The sequence below is a fragment of the Salmonella sp. 3C genome (genome assembly GCF_025426275.1).
Classification (GTDB): Bacteria; Pseudomonadota; Gammaproteobacteria; order Enterobacterales; family Enterobacteriaceae; genus Salmonella; species Salmonella enterica.
In genome coordinates this window covers 3,738,949-3,762,170 of the sequence record NZ_CP104858.1, presented here as the reverse complement: position 1 = coordinate 3,762,170, position 23,222 = coordinate 3,738,949, and the positions used below count along the sequence as shown (strand labels likewise).

Sequence of the window (23,222 nt, the reverse complement as noted above, 5' to 3'; positions counted from 1 at the left end):
CGATGATACAGGTTACAAGCGAGCAATGGCTATACTGGCTGCATCTCTATTTCTGGCCTTTGCTGCGCGTACTGGCGCTGATTTCAACGGCGCCCATTCTCAGCGAGCGCGCTATTCCCAAGCGGGTAAAACTGGGGTTGGGAATAATGATTACCCTTGTTATCGCGCCGTCGCTACCGGCAAACGATACGCCGCTTTTTTCTATTGCCGCCTTATGGCTGACGATGCAACAAATTCTGATCGGTATTGCGCTGGGATTTACCATGCAATTCGCCTTTGCGGCGGTGCGTACCGCAGGTGAGTTTATCGGTCTGCAAATGGGGCTTTCCTTTGCCACCTTCGTCGACCCGGGCAGCCACCTGAATATGCCGGTTCTGGCGCGTATTATGGATATGCTCGCCATGCTACTGTTTCTCACCTTTAATGGCCATTTGTGGCTTATTTCGCTGTTGGTCGATACCTTCCACACTCTGCCCATCGGTAGTAACCCGGTGAACAGTAATGCATTTATGGCGCTCGCCAGGGCCGGAGGGCTCATTTTCTTAAACGGACTGATGCTGGCATTGCCGGTCATTACCCTCCTGCTTACGCTCAACCTGGCGCTGGGGCTATTAAACCGCATGGCGCCGCAGCTCTCGATATTTGTTATCGGTTTCCCGCTTACCCTCACCGTCGGCATTATGCTGATGGCCGCGCTAATGCCATTAATTGCGCCGTTTTGCGAACATTTATTCAGCGAAATTTTCAATTTGCTTGCTGATATTGTTAGCGAGATGCCGATAAATAATAACCCATAATTTTTATCCTGTTTTACTAAGGTTTATCCGAAAATAAATTTTAAAAAACATTCACCAGGATATATCCGCTGCCCCTTATTTGTTTTTACTTCACTCACATAACGCAACATTCACTTTACTTTAAGATGATTCCTGGCAAATTATATGTAACTTTACGGGATAGTAAGTTCGCCTGAAAAACCGCGTAAGCGTTGTCTAAGGTGACTATTCGTGTTCCGTCTGATTATGGTGAGTTATTCAGGTAAGGGGAATTATCGTTACGCATTGAGTGAGGGTATGCCATGTCAACGATTATTATGGATTTATGCAGTTACACCCGGCTAGGGTTAAGCGGGTATCTGGTCAGCAGAGGGGTGAAAAAAAGGGAAATCAACGACATCGAAACCGTTGACGAACTCGCTATCGCTTGTGGCGCGCATCAGCCTTCGGTGGTGTTTATTAATGAGGACTGTTTCATTCATACGCCTTCAGACAGTCAACAAATAAAGCAAATCATTAATCAACATCCTGACACGTTATTTATTGTTTTTATGGCAATTGCTAATGTGCATTTTGATGAATATTTATTAGTAAGAAAAAACTTATTGATTAGCTCAAAATCGATTAAACCTGACTCGCTGGATACCCTTCTTGGCGATATTCTGAAAAAAGAGTCGGGTATTTCAGGAACCATAAATTTACCAACATTATCGTTAAGTCGAACTGAATCCAGCATGTTGCGAATGTGGATGGAAGGTCAGGGAACCATTCAGATTTCTGACAGAATGAATATTAAAGCAAAAACAGTATCCTCCCATAAGGGGAATATAAAAAGAAAGATAAAAACGCATAATAAACAAGTGATCTATCACGTAGTGCGGCTGACAGATAACGTCACTAACGGCATTTTTGTTAACATGCGCTGAGACATCCGGACTGGCAATGTACCTCCAGTCCGGCTCAATTAGTCCTGCTCCGCCTTCTCGACAAAAATACCATCCTGGTGACCTGACTCATTGAAGAACCAGATGCCGAGCGGGTAATCCTCCAGCGAAACCAGGTACATTGTGCCTTCACTAAATTCTTCCACTGCCAGTACCACGCCCGGTCGGCGGGGACCGCCGTCCGTTTTAACGGTTACCCGATCATTCACCTTCATCATTTTCCTCCTGTCGCTTTGTGCCAGTGTAGAACAATTTTCTGCGTCTGACAGCGCCTTGCCGGCGTGTTTGCTGGTTTTCTCAACGGTCTATACTTAGGCTGTCAGGAACCCGTGAGGTAGTGAAGATGAAAACGGCAAAAGAGTACAGTGATACGGCCAAGCGCGAAGTGAGCGTCGATGTAGATGCGCTACTGGCGGCCATCAATGAAATCAGCGAAAGCGAGGTTCACCGTAGCCAGGAAGATCCTGAGCGGGTGAGCGTAGACGGACGGGAATATCATACATGGCATGAATTAGCTGAAGCATTCGAGCTGGATATTCATGATTTTAGTGTAACAGAAGTAAACCGTTAAAAATGGCCGAAAAAAATCCCGGCCCTACGGGTCGGGATCAAACTTGCTTATGCAAGAAGCACTTGAAAATTCGTTACACCAGGAAATCTGATGTGAGATTTACCTTATCTGCAATTTTTTTGCATGACAAGTAAATATTTTTTACATGAATGATTAAGCGCGCTAATAGTTCGGTAGCAAAAGTGTGACAACGCATGTGCTGCCTGGAAGCGACGGGATCGGTTCCAGTTAGCGTTCGACTTCTTTCGAGTGTGCTTTAGGACTTTTCCTGGAAATAAGCCCGCTGTTGCAACGGAAAATGAGGAAAAAATGCTCTCAATCCATGACCCCTTGCTGATTTTTACCGATCTGGACGGCACATTGCTGAACAGCCACACTTTTGAGTGGCAGCCCGCAGCCCCCTGGCTTACACGCCTGCATGAAAGCGGCGTGCCCGTGATCCTCTGTAGCAGTAAAACCGCGGCTGAAATGCTCCAGCTCCAGACGACGTTAAATCTACAGGGACTGCCGCTGATTGCGGAAAACGGCGCGGTGATCCAACTGGACGTTCATTGGGAAGACCATCCCAACTATCCCCGCCTGATAGCCGGTATTTCTCACAACGAAATCCGCCTCGTCCTGCATAAATTGCGTGAAAAGGAACAGTTTAAGTTCACCACGTTTGATGACGTTGACGATCAGGTGATAAGCGAATGGACGGGCCTAAACCGGGCACAGTCTGCCCTAACCCGGGCACAGTCTGCCCTAACCCGTCTGCATGAAGCGTCGGTGTCGCTGATCTGGCGCGATAGCGATGAACGCATGGCGCAGTTTGTCGCCCGTTTAAATGACCTGGGACTGCAATTTGTCCATGGCGCCCGTTTCTGGCATGTGCTGGACGCCTCCGCCGGTAAAGATCAGGCTGCCAACTGGCTGATTGAAGCATATCGTCGGCAGTGGCGCGCGCGTCCTCTGACGTTGGGGCTAGGAGACGGCCCCAATGATGCGCCCTTACTGGATGTGATGGATTATGCGGTTGTCGTTAAAGGGCTAAACCGGGAGGGCGTACATTTGCGTAACGACGATCCTCAGCGCGTCTACCGTAGCCAGAACGAAGGGCCGGATGGCTGGCGCGAAGGCATGGACTATTTCTTTTCCCGCTCCTGAGTCGCGTCGCTGGCGCAAATACGGTTACGTCCGGACTGTTTGGCGTAATAAAGCCGTTTGTCGGCCAGCGACTGCAACTGCTCAAAATCATAGTCGCCGTATTCCTCCGCGCTACTGATCCCCATTGACGCGCTGATACGAAGCGTCGTGCTTTTCGTCACCAGAATCTCTTTGTCATTAATGCGCTGGCGTATGCGTTCGGCAATCTGCAGCGCCTGCGCTTTCGTCGCGCCGGGCAGCACGATACAAAACTCTTCGCCTCCTACCCGTCCGGCGATGTCGTGCGCTCGAATGGTGCTGCCAATGAGCCCAGCGGCATGGGACAACACGCGATCGCCTGCCTGATGGCCAAAGCGATCGTTAACGCTTTTAAAATAATCTAAATCCAGCTGTATCACAGAAAATGGCTGGCGGGCTTCCCGATAGCGCTTTGCCAGCCTGGACGCTTTTTCAAACAGCGCGCCACGGTTATATAGCCGGGTCAGCGGATCGTGCCATGCCTGCCATTGCAGCGAATTTTGCAGAACAAACATGTTTTTGACCATATGTCGAATAACGCCCCAGGAGATCAACAGCATCGCCGTAAAAAGCACCCATAACAGCGTCAGCGCGATACTAATACTGCCAAAATTCCCTTGGATGCCTTCACGTAATGTATGCACGCGCAGCAGGACGCCATCAAAATGATCCAGTCGCTCCCAGCTTACATAATGCGTTCCTAAACGCAGCCCGCCCAGGGTATCTTTTTCTATTTCACGCGCCAGTAAGGCGCGCTCACGGTCATTTAACGTATTCGCGGTTTGTTGTTCCGGCGCGGAGTCCGTCAACAAACGGAGATGGTTATCGTATAGCTGATATTCCCCTTCAATATCCTTTTCGGCCGCATCGCGCAGGAACCGCTGTAATGACGCGACGGGAATATCCATTGCCAGTACGCCATACCAGTAATTATCGTGATCCAGCGGTAGACTGGCTGTCACTTTTTTCTGCTCGTCAGCAACATAGGGCTGTGCGGAGGTAAACCACCGCACGCCGCGCTGTGGGTTACGCCGTTGGCTTTGCTCGATAAACCAGGGCTGGGTCACGTACTGATAGTAACGGGAGACAATATCGCTACCGTACGCCGTAGGGAGAGTTGAGAGGTAAAACCCTGAGCGAGAAACATACATCGTCTCCAGCGTCAGCATGGCGGATGAGCGCGCCAGACGCGCCAGATACCCTAACTCCAGCGTGGCGGTTAATTCATTTGCCAGGTCACGACTCTCCCGCGAAAGAAGCGTCGTCCGGGCGACAAATTGATCGGAAACGCCATATAACGGCAATGTCCGCCGCTTATCCAGCTCCAGTTGCCAGAAATGTCTGACGCGTCGTTGCTCAAACTGCGTCACCGCGCTTTGCAATGCGGAAAAAGCCAGCGGCGCCACCAGCGCTTCATGCATACCGTTGCGTAAAAAGATCAACCTGTCCATGTTGAATTGCAGTTGGCGGTCAAGGACATTCGCGACGCTCCCCAGATGATTGCGCTGACTGGCGACATACGCGTCTTTCAGTATCATCACTTCCCGCCAGGTAAGTAGCGTCGAGAACAGCATCACGATCAGAAAACAGGTGTTGACGACATGACCGGGACCAAAACGCCGCGCCAGCTTTTTAAACCAGCCTTGATTGTCTAACAGTGTTTCGTGCGGCACCCTGGTAACTCCTGGTTATTGATACAACTCCCCCTGATGGCTTACGGTAGCCAGACCTCATCAAGGGATACCACTCAATCCTGGCATAACCAGGTAGCAGCATGTCGCAGCGCGACGACTCTTTTTCTCCACAGCAAAACGCCCGGCATTAACCGGGCGTTTTGTCATCGGGCTTCGTCCCGCCCGCGCCTTTCCTTGCCTGGCACGAGCTCATTCTCATGGAATGCCTCCCGCTTTACGCCAAAACCATCATACCAGCGACACTCTACCATTCCGCTGGAATAACCGGTGACGATCATCCGGGGCCCACCCTCTTTCACGGTAACTTCCTCACTGACAGAAAAGACCATACCTGCCTCCTGTATCAGATGAAACGTTTTCACCTTAGACGAGGATGGACAATTTTGCATAATTCATTCTAGAAAATCAGTGCGAAACACCGCGAATTTTCGCCACACCTTTCACCAGCGCCACCACAATGGCGCCGATAATAAAGCCGAGCACCAGATTCAGCCCCGCAGGGATCGTATGCGCTATGAAAGCCCCCTGCTGCTGCGCAAAATGTTCAATGGCATGGTGTAGCGGCGCAATACCGTGTACGACAATCCCGCCACCGACCAGAAACATCGCCAGCGTACCGACAATGGATAATGCTTTCATTAACCAGGGCGCGATAATCAGTAATCCTTTACCGACGCCCTGCGCCAGCACGCTACGCTTTTCCGCCAACCAGTACCCCATATCATCCAGTTTGACAATAATACCCACCAGGCCATACACGCCAATGGTCACAACCAACGCAATCCCCGCCAGCACCAACACCTGATTAAGCAGCGGCGCCTGCGCGACAATCCCCAGGGTAATGGCCACAATTTCAGCGGACAGAATGAAATCGGTACGGACCGCCCCTTTTACTTTATCTTTTTCAAAGGCCAAAGGATCTTGCGCAGCCAGCGCCTCAAGACGTTTTTGCCGCTCCGCCGGGTCTTCTTTGTGTTTTCGCGCCTCAAAGGTATGCAGGACTTTTTCTACCCCTTCAAAGCAGAGAAACGCGCCGCCTAACATTAATAAAGGCGTGATGGCCCACGGGATAAATGCGCTTATCAGCAGCGCCAACGGCACCAGAATAACCTTGTTGATTAATGATCCTTTCGCCACGCTCCATACCACTGGCAGCTCGCGATTAGCGCGAACGCCGGTCACCTGCTGCGCATTGAGCGACAGGTCGTCTCCCAGTACGCCCGCGGTTTTTTTCGCGGCCAATTTGCCCATTACCGAAATATCGTCCAGCAGCGTGGCGATATCGTCGAGTAATGTCAGTAAGCTACTTCCTGCCAAAATGATTTCCTCGGTCTTTTCTTCTAAGACGTTAAGTATGTAGCAAAACGCGCAATGCCGAAACCGGCGGCGCGGGTCAACGCCTTTTTATTCCAAAAGGACAATTATAATGCTCGCCAGCATAATAATTTTGACGTTTACTATATTCACCCTTTTTATTTCACCGTGAGTGATTATGCGTTTCCGGCAGTTATTACCTCTTTTTGGCGCGCTTTTTGCCTTGTACATCATTTGGGGGTCTACCTATTTTGTTATCCGCATAGGCGTTGAAAGCTGGCCGCCGCTGATGATGGCAGGCGTACGTTTTCTCTCGGCGGGGATGTTGCTCATGGCGTTTTTGCTGTTGCGCGGCGAAAAACTTCCGCCGCTGCGCCAGACCATCAACGCCGCGCTGATTGGTCTACTGCTGCTGGCGGTGGGTAACGGCCTGGTGACGGTGGCGGAGCATCAAAACGTGCCATCGGGCATTGCTGCCGTCGTGGTCGCCACTGTCCCGCTATTTACGCTGTGCTTTAGCTACTTTTTTGGTATTAAAACGCGCAAATTAGAATGGGTGGGGATTGCCATTGGACTTGCCGGGATTATTCTGCTGAACAGCGGCGGCAACTTAAGCGGCAATCCGTGGAGCGCGATTTTGATCCTGATAGGTTCGATGAGCTGGGCATTTGGTTCCGTTTACGGCTCGCGCATCGCCCTCCCTGTGGGCATGATGGCGGGCGCGATTGAAATGCTGGCGGCGGGCGTGGTATTGCTTTGCGCGGCGTTTCTTTCCGGCGAAAAGCTCGCCACGCTGCCTGGTTTATCGGGGTTTATGGCCGTCGGCTACCTGGCGTTGTTCGGTTCTATTATCGCCATTAATGCCTATATGTACCTGATTCGCAACGTCAGTCCGGCACTGGCGACCAGCTACGCCTATGTGAATCCGGTTGTCGCCGTGTTGCTTGGCACTGGCCTGGGCGGTGAGAGGTTATCGCCCATTGAATGGGCCGCGCTGGGTGTGATTGTGTTTGCCGTAGTGCTGGTGACTCTGGGTAAGTACCTGTTTCCTGTCAAGGCGGTGGTCACGCCGTGTAAAACGGAAGATTCACGCCAGTAGATGAATCCCCTGGGTGTCGATCTGCGCGCTGGCGCCGCCGCCGCAGATCCACTCTTCCAGGCGCTCCGCCAACGCCGCGTCGCTCAATTTCGCTCGCCCGCGCAAGGCGCACTCCCAGACGATCAGTACCCGCCAGCCAAGCGCCTGTAAACGCTGAATATCGCGCTCATCGCGCTCAACGTTCTTACCGATTTTTTCCAGCCAGAAAGCCGTTCGCGTGGCCGGCACTTTGAACAGATAACAGTGGTGATGATGCCAAAAGCAGCCGTGAGTAAAAATCACACAATCATAATCATTCACCACAAAGTCCGGCTTGCCCGGTAATGTCGCGTCCTGAGTATGAAACGTAATCCCCTGCGCGCTTAACAGGCCAGCAAGACGTTTTTCAATCGCCGTATCGCGGGTCGCTATCGCGCGCATATTTTTACTGCGCGTGGCTTTATCGTGAACGTCCGCCATCTACCGTCTCTCTCTGACGCAGCGTCACCGCCTGGTGAATTTTGGGTTCCAGCAGCTTTGCTACCGCGGCAAATACCGGCACCACCACGGAGTTGCCAAACTGGCGATAGGCCTGCGTATCCGAGACAGGTATCCTGAACTGGTACGTTTGCGGCGCCTCAAATCCCATTAAACGCGCGCACTCTCTCGGCGTGAGTCGGCGGGGACGATGTTGTTGGTTGCCAGCATCGTCGAAATTCACTTCGCCTTTCGCCATATCCCAACCACGATCGATCAGAATTTCGGCACCATCTTTGTAGTAGCGAGCAGATAACGTGCGCGCCACACTTTCCGGATTGTCAGGATAAACCATGCCATAGCCAAAACCGTTTCCCCGCGCCTGGTGCTTTTTCGCGTAGCGATATAAATATTTCCACAGCACCGGCGTCAGGATATATTTGGCTTCGACGACGGGCTCCAGCAGTTCTGCCAGCGTCGGACGGCGCGGTGGATAACAGCGGGAGATATTGCGTAACGTAAAATCGGTTTTCAGGTTTAAATCGCGACGGAATCCCACCAACACAATACGTTCCCGATGCTGAGGAAGAAAGTGCTGCCCGTCGATAATTTTCGGATCGTCCGGGCCATTGTCAGCGGCATCCGCCACGTCATATCCCAGTTCATCGAGCGTTTGCATAATAATGCGGAAAGTGTTGCCCTGGTCGTGACTTTTAAGGTTTTTCACGTTTTCCAGCACAAACAGCGCGGGGCGGCGAGCATCGATAATTCTTACGACATCAAAAAATAACGTCCCCTGAGTCTCGCAGGCAAAGCCGTGGGCGCGGCCCAACGCATTTTTCTTGGAAACGCCCGCCAGAGAAAATGGCTGACAGGGAAAGCCCGCCAACAGGACATCATGTTGCGGAATATGCTGGCGAATGTGTTCCGCCGCCTCATCATCGCTGACCCCTTCCCGGTGGCTCAACGTGATATCGCGGATATCTTCATTAAAGCGATGTTGCAGCGGATCGCAAAAATAGTTCGCTTTATATGTCCGTACCGCGTGCTTATTCCATTCGCTGGTAAACACGCACTGTCCGCCTATCGCTTCAAATCCGCGGCGAATACCGCCGATGCCCGCGAAGAGATCGATAAAACGAAAGGCGTAATGTGGATGATGCGCTGGCGGCGTCGGCAACTCTGTTTTAAGACAGGTGAGTTCATTGTCGCTCAAACGATGCCATGCCGCGTTCATCATTACGCGCTTTAAGATGGCCGGGCTCCAGTGCTGTTCGCCCAGGCCGTTAAGGTGCGCCACCAGCGTTTTAACATCGTAGATTTCCAGCAATTGACTCAGCATCGCCTGGATCTCGCTTCCGGCGTCGTCGGCGATGAGGTTCCGGGCGTGTGTTACTGAAATATTTTCCTGCATACATTTAACCGGCCAAAAATAATTGCCGACAGACTAACATAAAATGACGCGGTTTACGTTTCAGCGGCAGGGGTTACTGATGCGTAGCAAACATCTGGATGACCGCCTCATCCCGTGTTTCATAGTCGCCTTTCAGCTCAGCGCTCAGTTTCGCCATGTACGACACCAGAAAATCCGCATTACGCTGCGCCAGGGACTTGCCCCGTTCGGTCTGCATCGTCAGCGGCAGTTTCAGCAGTTTGGTTTGAAAATGGTCGAGCGCGAATTGCTTATCGTTAAGAGGCCGTCTGTCGGCAAAGGGATCGTCGGCATCAAACAGCGCGACGCCCAGCGCGCCGGAGACCGCGAAGACCCGCGCCAGGCCAATGGCGCCCAACGCCTCCAACCTGTCTGCATCCTGCACGATTTTTGCCTCTGGCGTGGTAGGCGCAATTTTTGCGCTGAAGCTATGCGCTTCGATAGCATGACAAATGCCCGCCAGTTTTTCTGCCGGAAAGTCAGGAAAATCCCGCAGAAAAATACGTCGGGTTTCTGCCGCCGCCAGAATGGAAGAACGATGCCGCTGCGGATGATTTTTCGCCAGGCTGACGATGTCATGGAAATAACATGCCGATAGCACCACCAGCCAGTCGACAGGACTGTTTTCCCCGAGCGTTTGCGCGGTTGCCCAAACACGACGAAAATGGAAGATGTCATGGGCGGCATCCTGTTCCTGGTGGTGGTGACGTAGCCAGTCTTCAAACTGCGATTGCCAGTATCCTGAGTCCATACGCCCTCTCTTTATAGCAGACCATTTTTATTACATGCCTGAGCACAGGGTTCGCTATCCTGACATATCCGCCACCACTTTACATCCCTGCGTGCTTGCGCGTTTCTGGCTTAGTGTCGGCGGGATACCCCCTGTTTTTGCGAGGCCGGGTGTACCAGGCAATACTCCCCAGAATAAGCCAGACGACGCCCAGCGAAAGCGCGTTAAGCCATTTTTCCGTTGTGCTGCCAGGAGTGCTGATTGGGCCGAGAACCGGCTCGGTTTGTATGGCGGACATCAGCCACACGCAACGCGCCATCGCCCAGATGAAGTAGCCGCAAAAGGTATAAAAAACCCATAACGCTAATTTGCCGCCCATGCTACGGGTGGCGTTGTCCTCCCTGGTACTCAAACTTTACTCCGCTTTTGTGATGTAAGTCATATGACATTAATTACATTATAATGTGACACTAGTCACATTTCGACCATAAAATACCTTATCCACCTGTTCTGGTTATTCATTCCACAAATAGTTTATTCTCAGATAATGTTACGCCTGGCGCTGAACCTGCTGTTAAATAAGGGAATGGTGATTGAATCGCACTCTAATGCAGAATAACCCATAACCAGAACAACTTATTTTTACGCACCGCGATAGCGTTTTATTTTATTAGCATTAAGTGTCAGAATGATTCGGTTATTAGCCTTTTATCATTTATTTTATCATTACCCACATTACCGGCATTTATGCCGGTTTTTTTTATTCTTTTTCATAATCAAAGCATCAAATACATATAAAAAACAAATTATATTCACGCCAACATCCATCAAGCCAAAACATATAACCCATTGATAAAAAATGATAATTATAGAATATATATTCTTAATTACTTATATACTCTGTATTATAATAAACCAAACAGAAACAAATTGAAATGTTTTAAATACATTTGTTACATGTTATTTTTTAAATTCCATGAACTTCATAGAATAGTATCAATTTGTAGTTTTGTTGAAGTGGCTACATATTCATATAAATTATTATCATAAGGGAATACATAATGAACAGAAAAGTTCTGGCACTGCTTGTCCCGGCGTTATTAGTGGCAGGCGCAGCAAATGCGGCTGAAGTTTATAATAAAAATGGCAACAAACTCGACCTGTACGGCAAAGTTGATGGTCTGCGTTACTTCTCTGACAATGCAGGCGACGATGGCGACCAGTCCTACGCCCGTATTGGCTTTAAAGGCGAAACGCAGATCAACGATATGCTGACCGGCTATGGTCAGTGGGAATACAACATGCAGGCGAGTGGCACTGAAGGTAACAGGGATACGTCCTGGACTCGTCTGGGCTTTGCCGGTCTGAAATTCGGCGAGTACGGCTCTTTCGATTATGGCCGTAACTATGGTGTTATCTACGACGTTGAAGCCTGGACCGATGTGCTGCCGGAATTCGGCGGCGACTCTTACACCCAGACAGATGTATATATGCTTCAGCGTGCTAACGGCCTGGCCACCTATCGTAACACCGACTTCTTCGGCCTGGTGGAAGGCTGGAACTTCGCGCTGCAATACCAGGGTAATAACGAAAGTGGCAATAACGCATTTGGCCAGTAAGGCTCCGGTAATGGAACTAACCGCGGTACAAATAAAGAAAACGGTGACGGTTTCGGCCTCTCTACCTCTTATGACTTTGACTTCGGGTTAAGCCTGGGAGCTGCTTATTCAAGTTCTGACCGTACCGATGCCCAAGTAGGTAATGGATATGGTGATGGTCATCGTTACTATGGCAACAATGATGCCGGCGGTGAAACTGCCGAAGCCTGGACCGTAGGTGTCAAATATGACGCCTATAACGTATACCTGGCGGCGATGTACTCTGAAACCCGCAATATGACCTCTTATGGAGACAGCGACTATCACTCTGCAGACGGTAAGTTGGGTGGCGGCGGTATCGCTAACAAAACCCAGAACTTTGAAGTGGTTGCACAGTATCAGTTCGATTTCGGTCTGCGTCCGTCCATCGCCTACTTGCAGTCTAAGGGCAAAGATTTAGGCGGCCAGGATATGGATAGCCATGGTAACTATCGTTACACCGACAAAGATTTGGTTAAATATGTTGACGTCGGTATGACTTACTACTTCAACAAAAATATGTCCACCTACGTTGATTATAAAATCAACCTGCTGGACGAAGATGATGACTTCTACGCAAACAACGGTATTGCAACCGATGATATTGTAGGTGTTGGTCTGGTCTACCAGTTCTAAGACGCTTTATGTTATTCAAGCCCGTGCTTAGCGCGGGCTTGTTATTATAGGGCAAGAATTAAATAACGGATAAGGGCACAAAGACAGGTTGACCTGGTTTCATCGGATAGATGAAGACAACATCACTTTTTTCAGGCGCTGTCTGCAAGAGAAATAACACCTTTGGGGAAAGGTAAGCCACTATAGATGATGGATGTCAGCGTCTATAGATGATAATCATCCGGGCATAAAAAAGCTCCTGTACGGAGCTAATATGAATTATTTTCTAAAATCTAGCGGAACCTGCCCTGAGCGAATGTATAATCCAACATTATCAAAAGTGATCATGGTTGACTTACAAAAAATACATTTCGCGCCAAACGGGTTTTGCTCAGTAACATCGAATGTCGATGTTCTGTATTGTGAACCATGGCAACATGGACACCGGAAGTGAATTTTATTAGTAATATCAGTTGCCTTAAAGCGCCACAACGTTAACCGCTGATGGACCTTTTGGTCCCTGCTCTACTGAAAACTCCACTTCCTGATTTTCATTCAGAGTGCGGAATTCATTACTTTGAATGGCTGAAAAATGCACAAACACATCTTTGCTGCCATCTTTAGGCGTAATGAAACCAAAGCCCTTTTCAGGGTTAAACCATTTTACTAAACCAGTGATTTTCGTCGTCATAATATTGTTACCTTTCGAATGAGCCCTTGGGCAAAATGGCCTGAAGAAAATTATCAGAGAGAAAAAAACCTAAAGGAGATCTCAAGAGGAACAAATGATGAGAAATATTACAATCACTACTTCAGATAAGTTTGTATCAAACCGCACAACCATTAACGCATGGTTAACTGAACATAGCAAGCTTTAGTTTTGTTAAAAAAATATTAATTGTTTTTTAGCATTATCACGCTGATTGCCATACTCTTTTTATCCATGCCCGGCGCTACGGCTGAAACCTGGCGTAAATAAGTGACGTCTCACAACGCCTGCCGGGCAATAAACGCGCCACATTTTTTGATGTCGTAAACCAGGATACATGCGCCTCATCGTGAGAGGTTCCTGTGATCTTGTGCGACCAGTTTATAAGGGTGGTCAAGCAGAGAATTAGTGTGTTCATTATGTTTACAGGCAAGCCATAATAACCGCGACAGCGGCGTTGAAATCTGTGTTGATGGCTTAGTCTGAGAGGAATAAAACCGGCTGATGAATGACTCAAGATGCTACATTTTTACAACGAAACAGGCATCTCCTGGAAAATGATAGACAGGAAAGTAATCTTTCTTTGTTCTGTCGAACTGTATTTTATTGATTTCGTCATGGCAAAGGCTTGCTTTATCTACCGGAATTAATTGTAACTGCTGAAAAATCCTTTGCTCCAGAGACTGATATTCAAAAATCTGAAAAATATTACTTCCATCACTGACAAGAACGCCACAATAGATATTACACTGCCCGCTCTCTGGTAGCGGTAGATTCAGTGAATGCGCCAGTAATCGTTGCAGCATAACATATTCATAGCCCAGTAATGGTGTATCCATTATATGACTGGGTGGAGAGATGTAATCACCTTCAGTTTTCACCCTCCAGCTATTGCTCATAAAATGATATCACTGTTCAGGTAACAGAGTCGATTAACTGGATCATCCTTTCCCTTCATTAAAAATATTTTATTTTTTCTGGTTTTAATCCGCCGAAAGATCACCGGAGACTGAAAATAGATGGATAGCGTAGGGTGCCCATAGAGCGCATAACGCCATATTTCACTGGCTGTAATCTCTTCATTAGCTTGCTTTTTTATAATATTAACGGCTTCATAAATCGTTACCCGGACCGGCATGACAGAATTGTTACTGTGATAAGGAACCGAACTCATATCACATTCTCCTTTATTTATCTTCCAGAGGGACTCAATATCATCGTCAGTTATTACAAACAGAAACACCACTGGCAAATAAAAATCAAATACTAAAATTGATACCAGACACATTAACAATAATCAGGGAATATCAAAATAGAACATTTCATTTGATTTATGAATACAAAACAATTCTCCTGAAATTATCAATAACAGGATATAATAAAAACAATAACTAGAGTCTTTTAATTACATCGCCATCCAATACACACTTCAGGAAAACATATGAAAATCTGTTCAATGATTTATTTATGCACAACAATATTTTTATTGAGCGCCTGTGTGCGTTCCCCCATTGACGCAAAGAAAAAGGACGTCCCCAGAACGGAAAGTAGTATCAGTAAAAATATGGCCAGTCAGTTAACAGATAAAGATATCTTTGGTAACGAGACCACACTTGCCGTTTCAGAAGAAGATATCCAGGCCGCACTGGAAGGTGAGAAATTCAGCGTACCGCTGAATTCTGCCGTCATTCTGGTTCAGTCTGGTAATCGCGCACCGGAAGCTATTATGCAGCAGGAAATGAGCAAGTATTATACTGTTGCGACGTTCTCTGGCATCCCGGACAGACAAAAGACTGTGACCTGCAGTAAAGACAAAATTAAAGACGGAAATCAGGACATTGCTACTGCCGAAAATATGAACTGGATGCAGGCGCTGCGCTATGTTGCCGCGAAAGGACATCAGAAAGCCATTATCGTTTATCAGGATACGTTGCAGTCTGGCAAATATGACGCCATGACAAAAAACACCGTCTGGTCAGATTTTAAAAATGAAAAACTGACCGACAGCGTATCGTTGCGTTATCTGGTGCGTTTCACCTTAGTGGACGTGGCTACGGGCGAATGGGCCACCTGGTCGCCACTCAACTATGAGAATACAGTACTTCCACCACAGCCGGGGAAAAAAGATTCCGCAGAGGCAACTACAGAACAGCAGATTTCGCAGCTCAGGCAAAGAACCTATGCGTCAATGGTGAAAGATCTGGTGAACCGCTACCAGTAAACGAACAGTGCCAAATACGGAGCCGGTGGACTCTCCGCTGACATAAATCCAGAGGAGCTGTCGCTCCGCTTTTTAAGTCTTTGGATTCAACACTGTCAGCGGGGTTTCTGATCCTACCCGCGTAATATGGGCACAACCCTAAGCGAGGTTCTGGTTTTCAAATTGTTCCGGACTGAGACCGCCACAGGCACTGTGACGACGCCACCGATTGTAATCACACTCAATATAATTAAACACTGCTGTCCGCATTATTTCCCGGCTGACAAAGTCCTCTCCGTGGATACATTCCACCTTCAGCGTATGGAAGAAGCTTTCCGCACAGGCATTGTCGTAACAACAACCTCTGGCGCTCATACTTCCCCGCAGATTATGGCGTTTCAGTAAGCTCTGGTAATCCGTAGAACAGTACTGACCGCCTCTGTCTGTATGCACGATGACATTTTCCGGACATTTACGCCGCCACAGCGCCATCTGTAACGCATCGCAGGCAAGCTGTGCCGTCATCCGCGAAGACATCGACCAGCCAATGACGACCGCGACCACAGATCGATAACCACGGCCAGATACCAGTGCGAAGATACGTGATGTCACCCACCCACTTCTGATTCGGGCCGCTGGCGTAAAAGTCCTGCTTCAGCAGATTCTCTGAGACTGGCAGACCATGTTTGCGGTAACTGACCGGACGGAACCGGCGCGAGGCTTTCGCCCGCAGCCCCTGCCGACGCAGGCTGGCCGCCACGGTTTTCACGTTGAACTGGTAATCCTGAGCACGAAGCTCATCCGTCAGGCGTGACGCACCATAGCGTTGTTTTGCGTCACTGAATGCTTCCCGGACGACGTTATCACAGACAAGGCGGAACCGCTGACGCCGGTTTATCTGATGACGACGCTGATGCCAGACGTACCAGCCGCTACGGGCAATCTGAAGTACACGGCACATGGCTTTGATATTGAACTCAGCCTGATGGTTTTCGATGAAGACATACTTCATTTCAGGCGCTTCGCGAAGTATGTCGCGGCCTTCTGGATAATGGCCAGTTCCTCATCCCGTTCTGCCAGTTGACGTTTCAGACGAGCGATCTCAGCGGACATCTCCTGCTCGCGTTCAGAAGAAGAGAGCTGATTTTGCTGTTTGCTTCGCCAGTTGTAGAGCTGTGATTCATACAGGTTAAGTTCGCGGGCGGCAGCGGCCACCCCAATGCGTTCAGCCAGTTTCAGAGCTTCCTGACGAAATTCAGGCGTGTGCTGCTTGCGTGGCTTTTTGGTGGTTGATGCTGGTTTTGTCATGTGAGTCACCTCTTACTTGAGAGTTTACTCACTTAGTCGCGTGTCCACTATTCTGGGTAAGATCACTCTGCCTCGCCCGTCACGACTGGAATTGTGAAGGCGTTCAAGTTCAACTTTTTCTTGGTCAGTAATGAACATTTTCTTAGCGAGTAGAATGATCTTCTGTCGCTGAAAAATCAAGCATCTTCAATAATCACGGGTATAAATGCTTACACTCTTTATCTCTATCTGTGTCATCTCCATTGAGATTAGTATGGTATTTTTCAATATATTCAGTGGAAAGTGCTTTAGCTTTTTCAATTTCTTTAGTTTCTAATTTTCCCATGATTACGTTTCGTGAGGTATCAGCCTCTTTAAAACCATTATAAAATGCCACTGAGAACCAGGCGTAGGATTGCTGATAATCTTTAGATAATTCATCTGTACCATCAGAATATAATATTCCAAGATTATTTTGAGCTACCGCATATCCCTGACAAGCAGAAATATTCAATAATTTTAATGCCTTATTTCTGTCAACAGGCAGATTACCCAATCCTTTTGCATAAAATAGAGCAAGTGAATTTCTTGCGCTCATTGAACCAAGATCTTCCGCTTTGCTATACCATGTTGCAGCCTGAACATCATCTCTTGGAATGCCCAATCCATAATTATAGATGTGTCCCAGATTATAAATAGCAACTGGATTATTGGATTCAGCAGCCTTTATAAATAATTTTCTGGCTTGAACATAATCAATCCCCCCCTTTGCCATCCATGAATAGAATGCCTAAATTTATTTGAGCATTGGTAAAGCCTTGATTTGCCGCCTTACGGTAAAATTCTTTTGCTAATTGAAGATCTCTGCTTCCACCCCAACCATTTTCATAGAAAAGACCGAGATTAAATTGTGCTGGTGCGTAACCTTGTTTTGCAGCCTGATTATACCAATACATTGCTTTTGTGTAATCCTGTGGGATACTGTTACCACTCCCATAAGCAAGCCCCAGATCTGTTTGTGCTTTCATATCCCCCTGTTCTGCTAACTTGGTTAGATGTGCTATATCACTATTCGCACTCACATTTTCCAAACTATCATTTGAATGATAAAGCCAAGCAATAACTCCTCCAAATAAAACAATTACTGTAAAAACCATCATTAATATGTTTTTCTTCATGTTATCCTTCAGCTTACTATTGTTAAAATAGATGGATTTCTTACTGTTACGTTATCCATAACAGTGATTACTGTTTCGCCTTATAGGAAAAAAGAGCGTCAATAAGGTAATCGGATACCTTACCCTGAAAACTGGAATCTCCTTCATTTATAAAGCTTTTTCCGCAAGTTAATGCCAAATTTGTTGGATCTCTTTCTCCGTCTTTTATCATGGACTTAACTACATCTTTAATACATGCAGAACCTTTTTCTGCAACAGTTGCCACTCCGAAACTCGTACCAGCTATACCAGTTATAGTTGAACCTACTGATATCCCGAAAACATATTTAGATAACGGATTGTATACGTTATGCATAGTTTCCATATTATGTATCACTCCTGCTGCTTCTTGTGGTGTTAGATAATGTACTGCCGAACCAGCTTGCTGGCATATTTCCCTAAATCCTCCATATCCAAGAGAATCCCAACCTGATAATCCTAAAGGATCTATATTCAAAATCGGATTCAGCGGATACTGATACAGGTTCAGCCCGCCTTCCAGCCCTATCGGATCTTTGGTGATATACTTTCTTTGCAACAAATCATAGTGTTGGTGATATAGATCCGGTTGGTTTCTGCATCGTACTATCGTTTTATTTTTAATATATTTTCCTGGCCCACTACAGGAATTATGCGATTCCTCTCATTATTATTCATCTTTCTCCCATGTATCTACATTTCCATCGTTCAATAACATAACGATTTCATTCTCATTAATTTTATTTTTTGAGCATTTATAGTTTTTTTATTCTTGAATAACACTACACCTTTGTTATCTATGAAATATTAGTGATTATCTTCATATATATATATTCTAATGTTTTCATCATCGAATAGATAACATTTATTCCCATGTGGGCTTAGTAATGCTAATACTTTTCCATGATTTCGTTGCAGCAATTCTTGCACCCCTCCTTTCACTGCAAGTCTTTTAATTTCCCCCCTTGTTATTGGTGTATAGGTTTGAATACGAAAAGGAATACGGAAAAATAGCATTTTCGCATCGCAAAAAAATGGTAAAATACAGACAAGCAACAATAATGTATTTTTAATGATTTTTTGAAGATGCAAAGAAAATACATAAAATTTCATTAAGCAGGGAGGGCTTATCTTTATCATCAGTATTTCATCCTTGGTGGGATTCCCATTTCTTTGCGGACAGGGTTCTCATGTTTTTTGACATTATTCATATGTCCTGGTCCGTCGTCATTTTCACCCATTGCATGCCCCATTTCGTGGGCGATAACTACACTTAATGGCGTAGGTGTCAGTTTGCATGCTTTACCTTTTCCTTGATATTGGCATGCGGCATGGTCAGAATCTATTTCAATATAGAAAGTATATTCGGAGGGATCGTAGCATGTATGTTCCATACCTTTCCTCGGTCCTCTAAATATATAATCATGATCAGATAACTCCATTTTTTCTATCATTTCCTGACCATGTTTTGTCTTCCTTACAGATTCGTATGCCTCTTTCATAGCTTTTTGCTGTTCTTCGTCACCCTTAAAAGTCACCTTTAATCCCAATGGATCTGTACCTGTGACAGGGTTCAGCGGATACTGGTACAGGTTCCATCCCCCTTTCAGCCCTATCGGATCCTGTGTAATATACCTCCCCTGTCCCGGATTATAATAACGGTGCCGGTTATAATACAGCCCCGATTCCTCATCATATTGCTGCCCCGGCAGCCGTATCACCAGCTCCAGGTGCTCAGGATTTTCCTCACCCGACAGGTTTCCCCATTCATCATACTCCCCGCGCCACGCCACCGTGTTGTCCGGGGTAACCAGCGCCAGCGGCAGTCCACGCTGGTCGCAGTGGTAAAGATGGATTTTCCTTTGGGGTGTGTACTCCGGCTCCAGTTGTTCCGCCATCTGCTCCGGCGTCAGCCCGCATCCCGCCAGCCATGCCCGGCTCTCCTCACTCACCGCGTTACGCCTCAGTTCGCCCTCCAGTCTGTCCAGCATCGCCGTCAGCGCCGCCGGAAGCTGTACCGCCTGGCCGTCCTCACTTCCCTCCTGTGACAGCTTCTCCGCCAGGCTGCGGTGCTGTGCCTTCGCCTGTTCAGCCGCATCTGTTTCGATGCGCACCAGCGGCGTGAAACTCCCCGGCGCATATAACGTCTGGACGCGGCTCTGTCCGGTCTGGATGGTCGTCAGCCTGTCACCCTCCCAGCCGTACCACGTCACATACGGCCTGCGCGACAGCTCCATCCTCGTGTCGCTCCAGTGAACCCGTTCCCGCTTCCATACCCGTTTACCCACACGGCGGCCCAGCGGGTCATAGAGATACCGCCCTTCCGCCTGCGTTTCTCCGTGCTGTGTGCGCACATAATGTACCAGCCGGTGCTGGTTATCGTATTCGTACCGGTGTGTACGTTCGTCGTTCATCCGTATCACCACCCCTTCCGGGATGCGGTCCGTTTTCTCCGTCAGCCTGCCGTATTTGTCGTAGCGGTACAGGTACTGCATATCTTCCGTGATGCGGTTATCCGCCCATACCGTACTGGCGCTGTCGGGGTAAAACTCCGGGTCCGGCAGCCGGTTCCCCGCCGGGTCCGTGGCATACGGAAGGGTGATGTCCAGAGTGGTACTGGTGGTATGGACACTAGTTAAGCGTCCTGTATCACTGTAGCGGTATTCCCTCGTCTGCTGCGGCCCGCTGATGCGTACCAGCCTGCCGCCCTCATCGTAACCGTACTCCCGGTTTAGCTGCGGCAGTGTCAGATGCTGACCATGAAGCAGACCGCCCGGTGTGTATGTGGTCGTCAGTTCATAACTCTCCGGGAGGGTGTCTGAACCGAACCGCCGCAACACCTCACGGTGCAGCCTGTCACGCGTGTATTCCAGCAGCGGCATATCCCCCAGCTTCATTCCCGCCAGATAACCACTCCCGTACGTCAGCCACTCCACCGGCGGCAGGTTATCCGGCTTAAACCGGTTTGCCAGCCCCTGCTCACTGTACCCCTGTAGTGTCTCATGCTGCCATAACAGTTCATTCGTCTGCGGGTCACTCACCGTCTGGCGTTCGCGGATAAGGCGGCCTTTATTATCGTAGCCGTAATACACCGCCACACGCTGCTCTTCGCTGAGGTGACTCAGCTCTGTCAGCCACCCGTGTTCGTCATACTGCCAGCGTTCGGCCTCCAGGCCGTTGACGGTACGGTGCGTCAGCCGGTCTGACGCATCGTAGTGCCAGTGCGTGACCAGGTCCTCATCTTCACTCTGTGTGAGTTTTCCCGTCAGGTCGTAACCGTACCGCTGCACCCGTCCGTCAAAGCCCGTCTGTTGTGTCAGGCGGTCCAGCGTATCCCAGGTAAATGCGCTGTGGCTGCCGTTCTCGTTGGTCAGTTGCGTCACACGGCCAGCAGCATCATATTCCATCCGCCGCGTCAGCCCGCCCTGTGTGGTACTGAGCGCCTTGCCCCACCCGTCGTACTGCGTTTCAGTGCGGTTTCCGTCCGGGCCGGTCACAGTGATAAGGTCGCCTGCATCGTTATAATCGTAGCGGGTTTCACGGCCCTGGCTGTCCCTGACGGCAGTTAACTGTCCCCGGCGGTTATAGCTGCGGTAGATGCTCTGCCCTTCCTCCCGGTGTACCGCCGTCATCTGGCCGAACCGGTCATATTCATACTTCGTCTCATACCCCGAACAGTCCGTGAACGCCACCATCTGCCCGTAGCGGTTCCAGCGCATCGTCTTACTGCTGCCGGTGGCGTCATGTATCCCGGACGGTAATTCACTCTGCGGATTATCATAGCTGTACCGCGTCGTCTCACCGGTACGCGATGTCTCCGCCGTCAGCCTGCCACGCTCATCATACTCCCGCGTGCTTCGCAGCCCGTCCGGGTACACCGTCGTCGTCAGTTGCTGCCGATCGTTATAACTGTACTTCGTCTTTCTCCCGTCCGGCCCCGTCACCGCCGTCAGCTTCCCTGTCGCCACGTCCGGGCTGTATGTCGTCTTCCTCCCCGTCGCATCCGTCTGCCACTCTGGCCTTCCCGACGCATCATATCTACTGCGCGTCACGCTCCCGTCGGCTGACGCCTTCATCACCACCCGTTTCAGGCCACCCTCGCCTTCCGTGTGCAGCACTTCACGCCGCCCCAGGCTGTCCGTTACCGTTATTTTGTTCTTCTCATACGCGAACGCATAACCCAGCCCTTCCGGGTTGACCTGCTCCGTCACCCGCCCCGCGTCATCATACCGGTAGCGGCTCGCCGGTCTTCCCGCGTAACGGTGCGCCGTCATCCTCCCCGGCTGCCCGGCGTCATACTCAAAGCGCCTTACCTCCGCACCGCTGCGGTCATACACCGCCTCCAGCTCACCGCGCGCCGTGTACCCGTAACGCACCAGCGGCTGCGACGGCAGCGCATCCGGACAGGCCGGGTCTTCCACCAGCCACACCGCCGACAGCCTGATGCCGCTGTCCTCACCGCAGGCGGTTACAGGCAGCGTCTCCGACCAGGAGGACGGTGAGCGGGGAGAGGGTGGGGAAGAAAATGAAGGGAACGACGACGGGGCGGGAGATAATGACGAAGAAGACGCTGACGCCGCCTGCGCCGCGCGCTGCGCCTGCGTGGTCAGCACCAGCCGGTAGCGCCGCCCGGTGCTGTCCGTCACCGCCGTCACCGCGCCGCCGTATGCACCGTCGCGATGGTACGTCAGACGGCGGCCATAACCGTCCACCACCCCCGTCAGCACCCGGTACGGCGGCAGCGGCGCGGGCAGCGCCTCATCCGCCCCCGGCACCCGTTCAGCCCATCCCAGCACCCACCACGGCCCCTGCGGGCTGTTCGTCGCCAGGTAAATATGCGGGCACAGCCGCACCGCCTCCGGCAGCATGCCCCACATGACCGACAGCGGGTGGCTGTTGTGCTGCGATGCCGCCCCGCCCCGCGCCAGCCAGAATGACTCGCTGCGGCTGTACTGTATCTCCCCCGGCGCCAGAGGCTCAAAATGCACGCTCCTGCCCCCGTTATCGTTCAGTATCAGCCCGTCGCCGCGCAGCTGTAACCACAGGTCTGACGGCAGCTTCCAGCCCGGCCCGCACAGCCCCACCGGCGCGGGCGTCTTCGTCCGGTAACTGCTGTAGGCGCGGGAAAGCACGAACGGCAGCGGGCCGGGCAGCGCAATATCGGTCTCGCCGGGCAGGACCTTCGCCCCCAGCAGCGGGTTCACCGGATTGCCGTACTTCGGACTGGCCTCTCCGGTTGGGCACACCGAGCACGCCACCCCCGTCGGTGCGCCTATCAGTACCCCCGCTGAACCCTGAACTATCGGGCCGCCCACCTGGGTCATGTCGCCCTGACGCGCCGCTGGTTTTCCGCTCATCTTTATTTCTTCCTTAATATCCCTCAGAGTCATGCCGTACC

23 protein-coding genes and 2 pseudogenes are annotated in these 23,222 nt (G+C 49.8%); 7 read left to right on the top strand and 18 right to left on the bottom strand.

The annotated features are described in order from the left end of the window. The first annotated feature begins 2 nt into the window (after window positions 1–2). Window positions 3–797, top strand: a complete 795-nt coding sequence (gene fliR, locus N7E69_RS17960) for a flagellar biosynthetic protein FliR (protein WP_000616955.1) — start codon at window positions 3–5, stop codon at window positions 795–797. Window positions 798–1,078: 281 nt separating this feature from the next. Beyond that, window positions 1,079–1,702, top strand: coding sequence for a transcriptional regulator RcsA (gene rcsA, locus N7E69_RS17955; RefSeq protein ID WP_000103974.1), 624 nt, complete (start codon window positions 1,079–1,081; stop codon window positions 1,700–1,702). 38 nt (window positions 1,703–1,740) lie between these two features. Here rcsA and dsrB read toward each other — a convergent pair whose 3' ends face one another. Then, window positions 1,741–1,935, bottom strand: coding sequence for a protein DsrB (gene dsrB, locus N7E69_RS17950; RefSeq protein ID WP_000867218.1), 195 nt, complete (start codon window positions 1,933–1,935; stop codon window positions 1,741–1,743). A gap of 128 nt (window positions 1,936–2,063) precedes the next feature. Between dsrB and yodD the strand changes: the two genes are divergently transcribed. Together yodD and N7E69_RS17940 are read left to right on the top strand one after the other, a co-directional pair. Next, the gene (gene yodD, locus N7E69_RS17945) at window positions 2,064–2,291 is read left to right on the top strand and encodes a YodD family peroxide/acid resistance protein (RefSeq protein WP_000844798.1); all 228 of its coding nucleotides are present in this window, start codon (window positions 2,064–2,066) and stop codon (window positions 2,289–2,291) included. Between the two features lie 309 nt (window positions 2,292–2,600). Next, window positions 2,601–3,437 carry a mannosyl-3-phosphoglycerate phosphatase-related protein gene (locus tag N7E69_RS17940; protein ID WP_000948784.1) on the top strand — a complete coding sequence of 279 codons (837 nt, stop codon included), beginning with the start codon at window positions 2,601–2,603 and terminating at the stop codon, window positions 3,435–3,437. Here the strand turns inward: N7E69_RS17940 and dgcQ are convergent. The 3 genes from dgcQ to N7E69_RS17925 form a co-directional block, all read right to left on the bottom strand. After that, complete coding sequence (dgcQ, locus tag N7E69_RS17935) at window positions 3,416–5,128, bottom strand: cellulose biosynthesis regulator diguanylate cyclase DgcQ (protein WP_001119828.1); 1,713 nt, start codon at window positions 5,126–5,128, stop codon at window positions 3,416–3,418. The genes N7E69_RS17940 and dgcQ overlap by 22 nt on opposite strands. Window positions 5,129–5,292: 164 nt before the next feature. After that, window positions 5,293–5,478, bottom strand: coding sequence for a YodC family protein (locus tag N7E69_RS17930; protein ID WP_001521741.1), 186 nt, complete (start codon window positions 5,476–5,478; stop codon window positions 5,293–5,295). 76 nt (window positions 5,479–5,554) lie between these two features. After that, on the bottom strand, window positions 5,555–6,472 hold the full coding sequence (locus N7E69_RS17925) for a DUF808 domain-containing protein (RefSeq protein WP_085983347.1): 918 nt from the start codon (window positions 6,470–6,472) through the stop codon (window positions 5,555–5,557). 169 nt (window positions 6,473–6,641) lie between these two features. Here N7E69_RS17925 and yedA point away from each other — a divergent pair, with 169 nt between their 5' ends. Further along, complete coding sequence (gene yedA, locus N7E69_RS17920; RefSeq protein ID WP_001212267.1) at window positions 6,642–7,562, top strand: drug/metabolite exporter YedA; 921 nt, start codon at window positions 6,642–6,644, stop codon at window positions 7,560–7,562. Here the strand turns inward: yedA and N7E69_RS17915 are convergent. The 4 genes from N7E69_RS17915 to drpB form a co-directional block, all read right to left on the bottom strand. Further along, window positions 7,551–8,021 carry a very short patch repair endonuclease gene (locus tag N7E69_RS17915; RefSeq protein ID WP_000785978.1) on the bottom strand — a complete coding sequence of 157 codons (471 nt, stop codon included), beginning with the start codon at window positions 8,019–8,021 and terminating at the stop codon, window positions 7,551–7,553. The two genes, yedA and N7E69_RS17915, sit on opposite strands and share 12 nt — an antisense overlap. Further along, on the bottom strand, window positions 8,002–9,432 hold the full coding sequence (locus N7E69_RS17910; protein ID WP_001157309.1) for a DNA cytosine methyltransferase: 1,431 nt from the start codon (window positions 9,430–9,432) through the stop codon (window positions 8,002–8,004). The genes N7E69_RS17915 and N7E69_RS17910 overlap by 20 nt, the downstream gene beginning before the upstream one ends. Window positions 9,433–9,505: 73 nt before the next feature. Continuing rightward, window positions 9,506–10,201 carry a phosphohydrolase gene (locus tag N7E69_RS17905; protein ID WP_000377040.1) on the bottom strand — a complete coding sequence of 232 codons (696 nt, stop codon included), beginning with the start codon at window positions 10,199–10,201 and terminating at the stop codon, window positions 9,506–9,508. A gap of 79 nt (window positions 10,202–10,280) precedes the next feature. Further along, window positions 10,281–10,592, bottom strand: coding sequence for a cell division protein DrpB (drpB, locus tag N7E69_RS17900; RefSeq protein WP_000107437.1), 312 nt, complete (start codon window positions 10,590–10,592; stop codon window positions 10,281–10,283). A gap of 649 nt (window positions 10,593–11,241) precedes the next feature. On the opposite strand from drpB, the pseudogene ompC reads away from it, so the two are divergent. Beyond that, a pseudogene (ompC, locus tag N7E69_RS17895) lies at window positions 11,242–12,453 on the top strand (porin OmpC). Between the two features lie 258 nt (window positions 12,454–12,711). On the opposite strand, the gene N7E69_RS17890 reads toward ompC, so the two are convergent. The 4 genes from N7E69_RS17890 to N7E69_RS17875 all read right to left on the bottom strand — a co-directional run bounded on the left by N7E69_RS17890 (window position 12,712) and on the right by N7E69_RS17875 (window position 14,315). Continuing rightward, complete coding sequence (locus N7E69_RS17890) at window positions 12,712–12,900, bottom strand: hypothetical protein (protein ID WP_024131163.1); 189 nt, start codon at window positions 12,898–12,900, stop codon at window positions 12,712–12,714. A 10-nt stretch (window positions 12,901–12,910) separates the two neighbouring features. Beyond that, window positions 12,911–13,123, bottom strand: coding sequence for a cold shock domain-containing protein (locus tag N7E69_RS17885; RefSeq protein WP_000208509.1), 213 nt, complete (start codon window positions 13,121–13,123; stop codon window positions 12,911–12,913). 539 nt (window positions 13,124–13,662) lie between these two features. After that, on the bottom strand, window positions 13,663–14,040 hold the full coding sequence (locus tag N7E69_RS17880) for a hypothetical protein (protein ID WP_001574179.1): 378 nt from the start codon (window positions 14,038–14,040) through the stop codon (window positions 13,663–13,665). Further along, a complete protein-coding gene (locus tag N7E69_RS17875) occupies window positions 14,037–14,315 on the bottom strand; it encodes a hypothetical protein (protein WP_001675348.1) in 279 nt (92 codons plus the stop codon). Before N7E69_RS17875 ends, N7E69_RS17880 begins: the two co-directional genes overlap by 4 nt. A 267-nt stretch (window positions 14,316–14,582) precedes the next feature. Between N7E69_RS17875 and N7E69_RS17870 the strand changes: the two genes are divergently transcribed. After that, window positions 14,583–15,362: a hypothetical protein gene (locus N7E69_RS17870; protein ID WP_000686692.1), complete on the top strand. Its 780-nt coding sequence runs from the start codon at window positions 14,583–14,585 to the stop codon at window positions 15,360–15,362. 138 nt (window positions 15,363–15,500) lie between these two features. Here the strand turns inward: N7E69_RS17870 and N7E69_RS17865 are convergent. The 6 genes and pseudogenes from N7E69_RS17865 to N7E69_RS17840 form a co-directional block, all read right to left on the bottom strand. Further along, window positions 15,501–16,649, bottom strand: a pseudogene (locus N7E69_RS17865) (IS3-like element IS1230B family transposase). Window positions 16,650–16,842: 193 nt separating this feature from the next. Further along, complete coding sequence (locus N7E69_RS17860; RefSeq protein WP_001691784.1) at window positions 16,843–17,403, bottom strand: tetratricopeptide repeat protein; 561 nt, start codon at window positions 17,401–17,403, stop codon at window positions 16,843–16,845. Then, on the bottom strand, window positions 17,384–17,806 hold the full coding sequence (locus N7E69_RS17855; RefSeq protein ID WP_001691786.1) for a tetratricopeptide repeat protein: 423 nt from the start codon (window positions 17,804–17,806) through the stop codon (window positions 17,384–17,386). The genes N7E69_RS17860 and N7E69_RS17855 overlap by 20 nt, the downstream gene beginning before the upstream one ends. A gap of 67 nt (window positions 17,807–17,873) precedes the next feature. Beyond that, on the bottom strand, window positions 17,874–18,434 hold the full coding sequence (locus N7E69_RS17850) for an RHS repeat-associated core domain-containing protein (RefSeq protein ID WP_094078566.1): 561 nt from the start codon (window positions 18,432–18,434) through the stop codon (window positions 17,874–17,876). A gap of 197 nt (window positions 18,435–18,631) precedes the next feature. Then, the gene (locus N7E69_RS17845; RefSeq protein WP_001675826.1) at window positions 18,632–18,964 is read right to left on the bottom strand and encodes a hypothetical protein; all 333 of its coding nucleotides are present in this window, start codon (window positions 18,962–18,964) and stop codon (window positions 18,632–18,634) included. Further along, window positions 18,964–23,181, bottom strand: a complete 4,218-nt coding sequence (locus N7E69_RS17840; RefSeq protein WP_024139208.1) for an RHS element core protein — start codon at window positions 23,179–23,181, stop codon at window positions 18,964–18,966. The genes N7E69_RS17845 and N7E69_RS17840 overlap by 1 nt, the downstream gene beginning before the upstream one ends. Window positions 23,182–23,222: the final 41 nt, after the last annotated feature.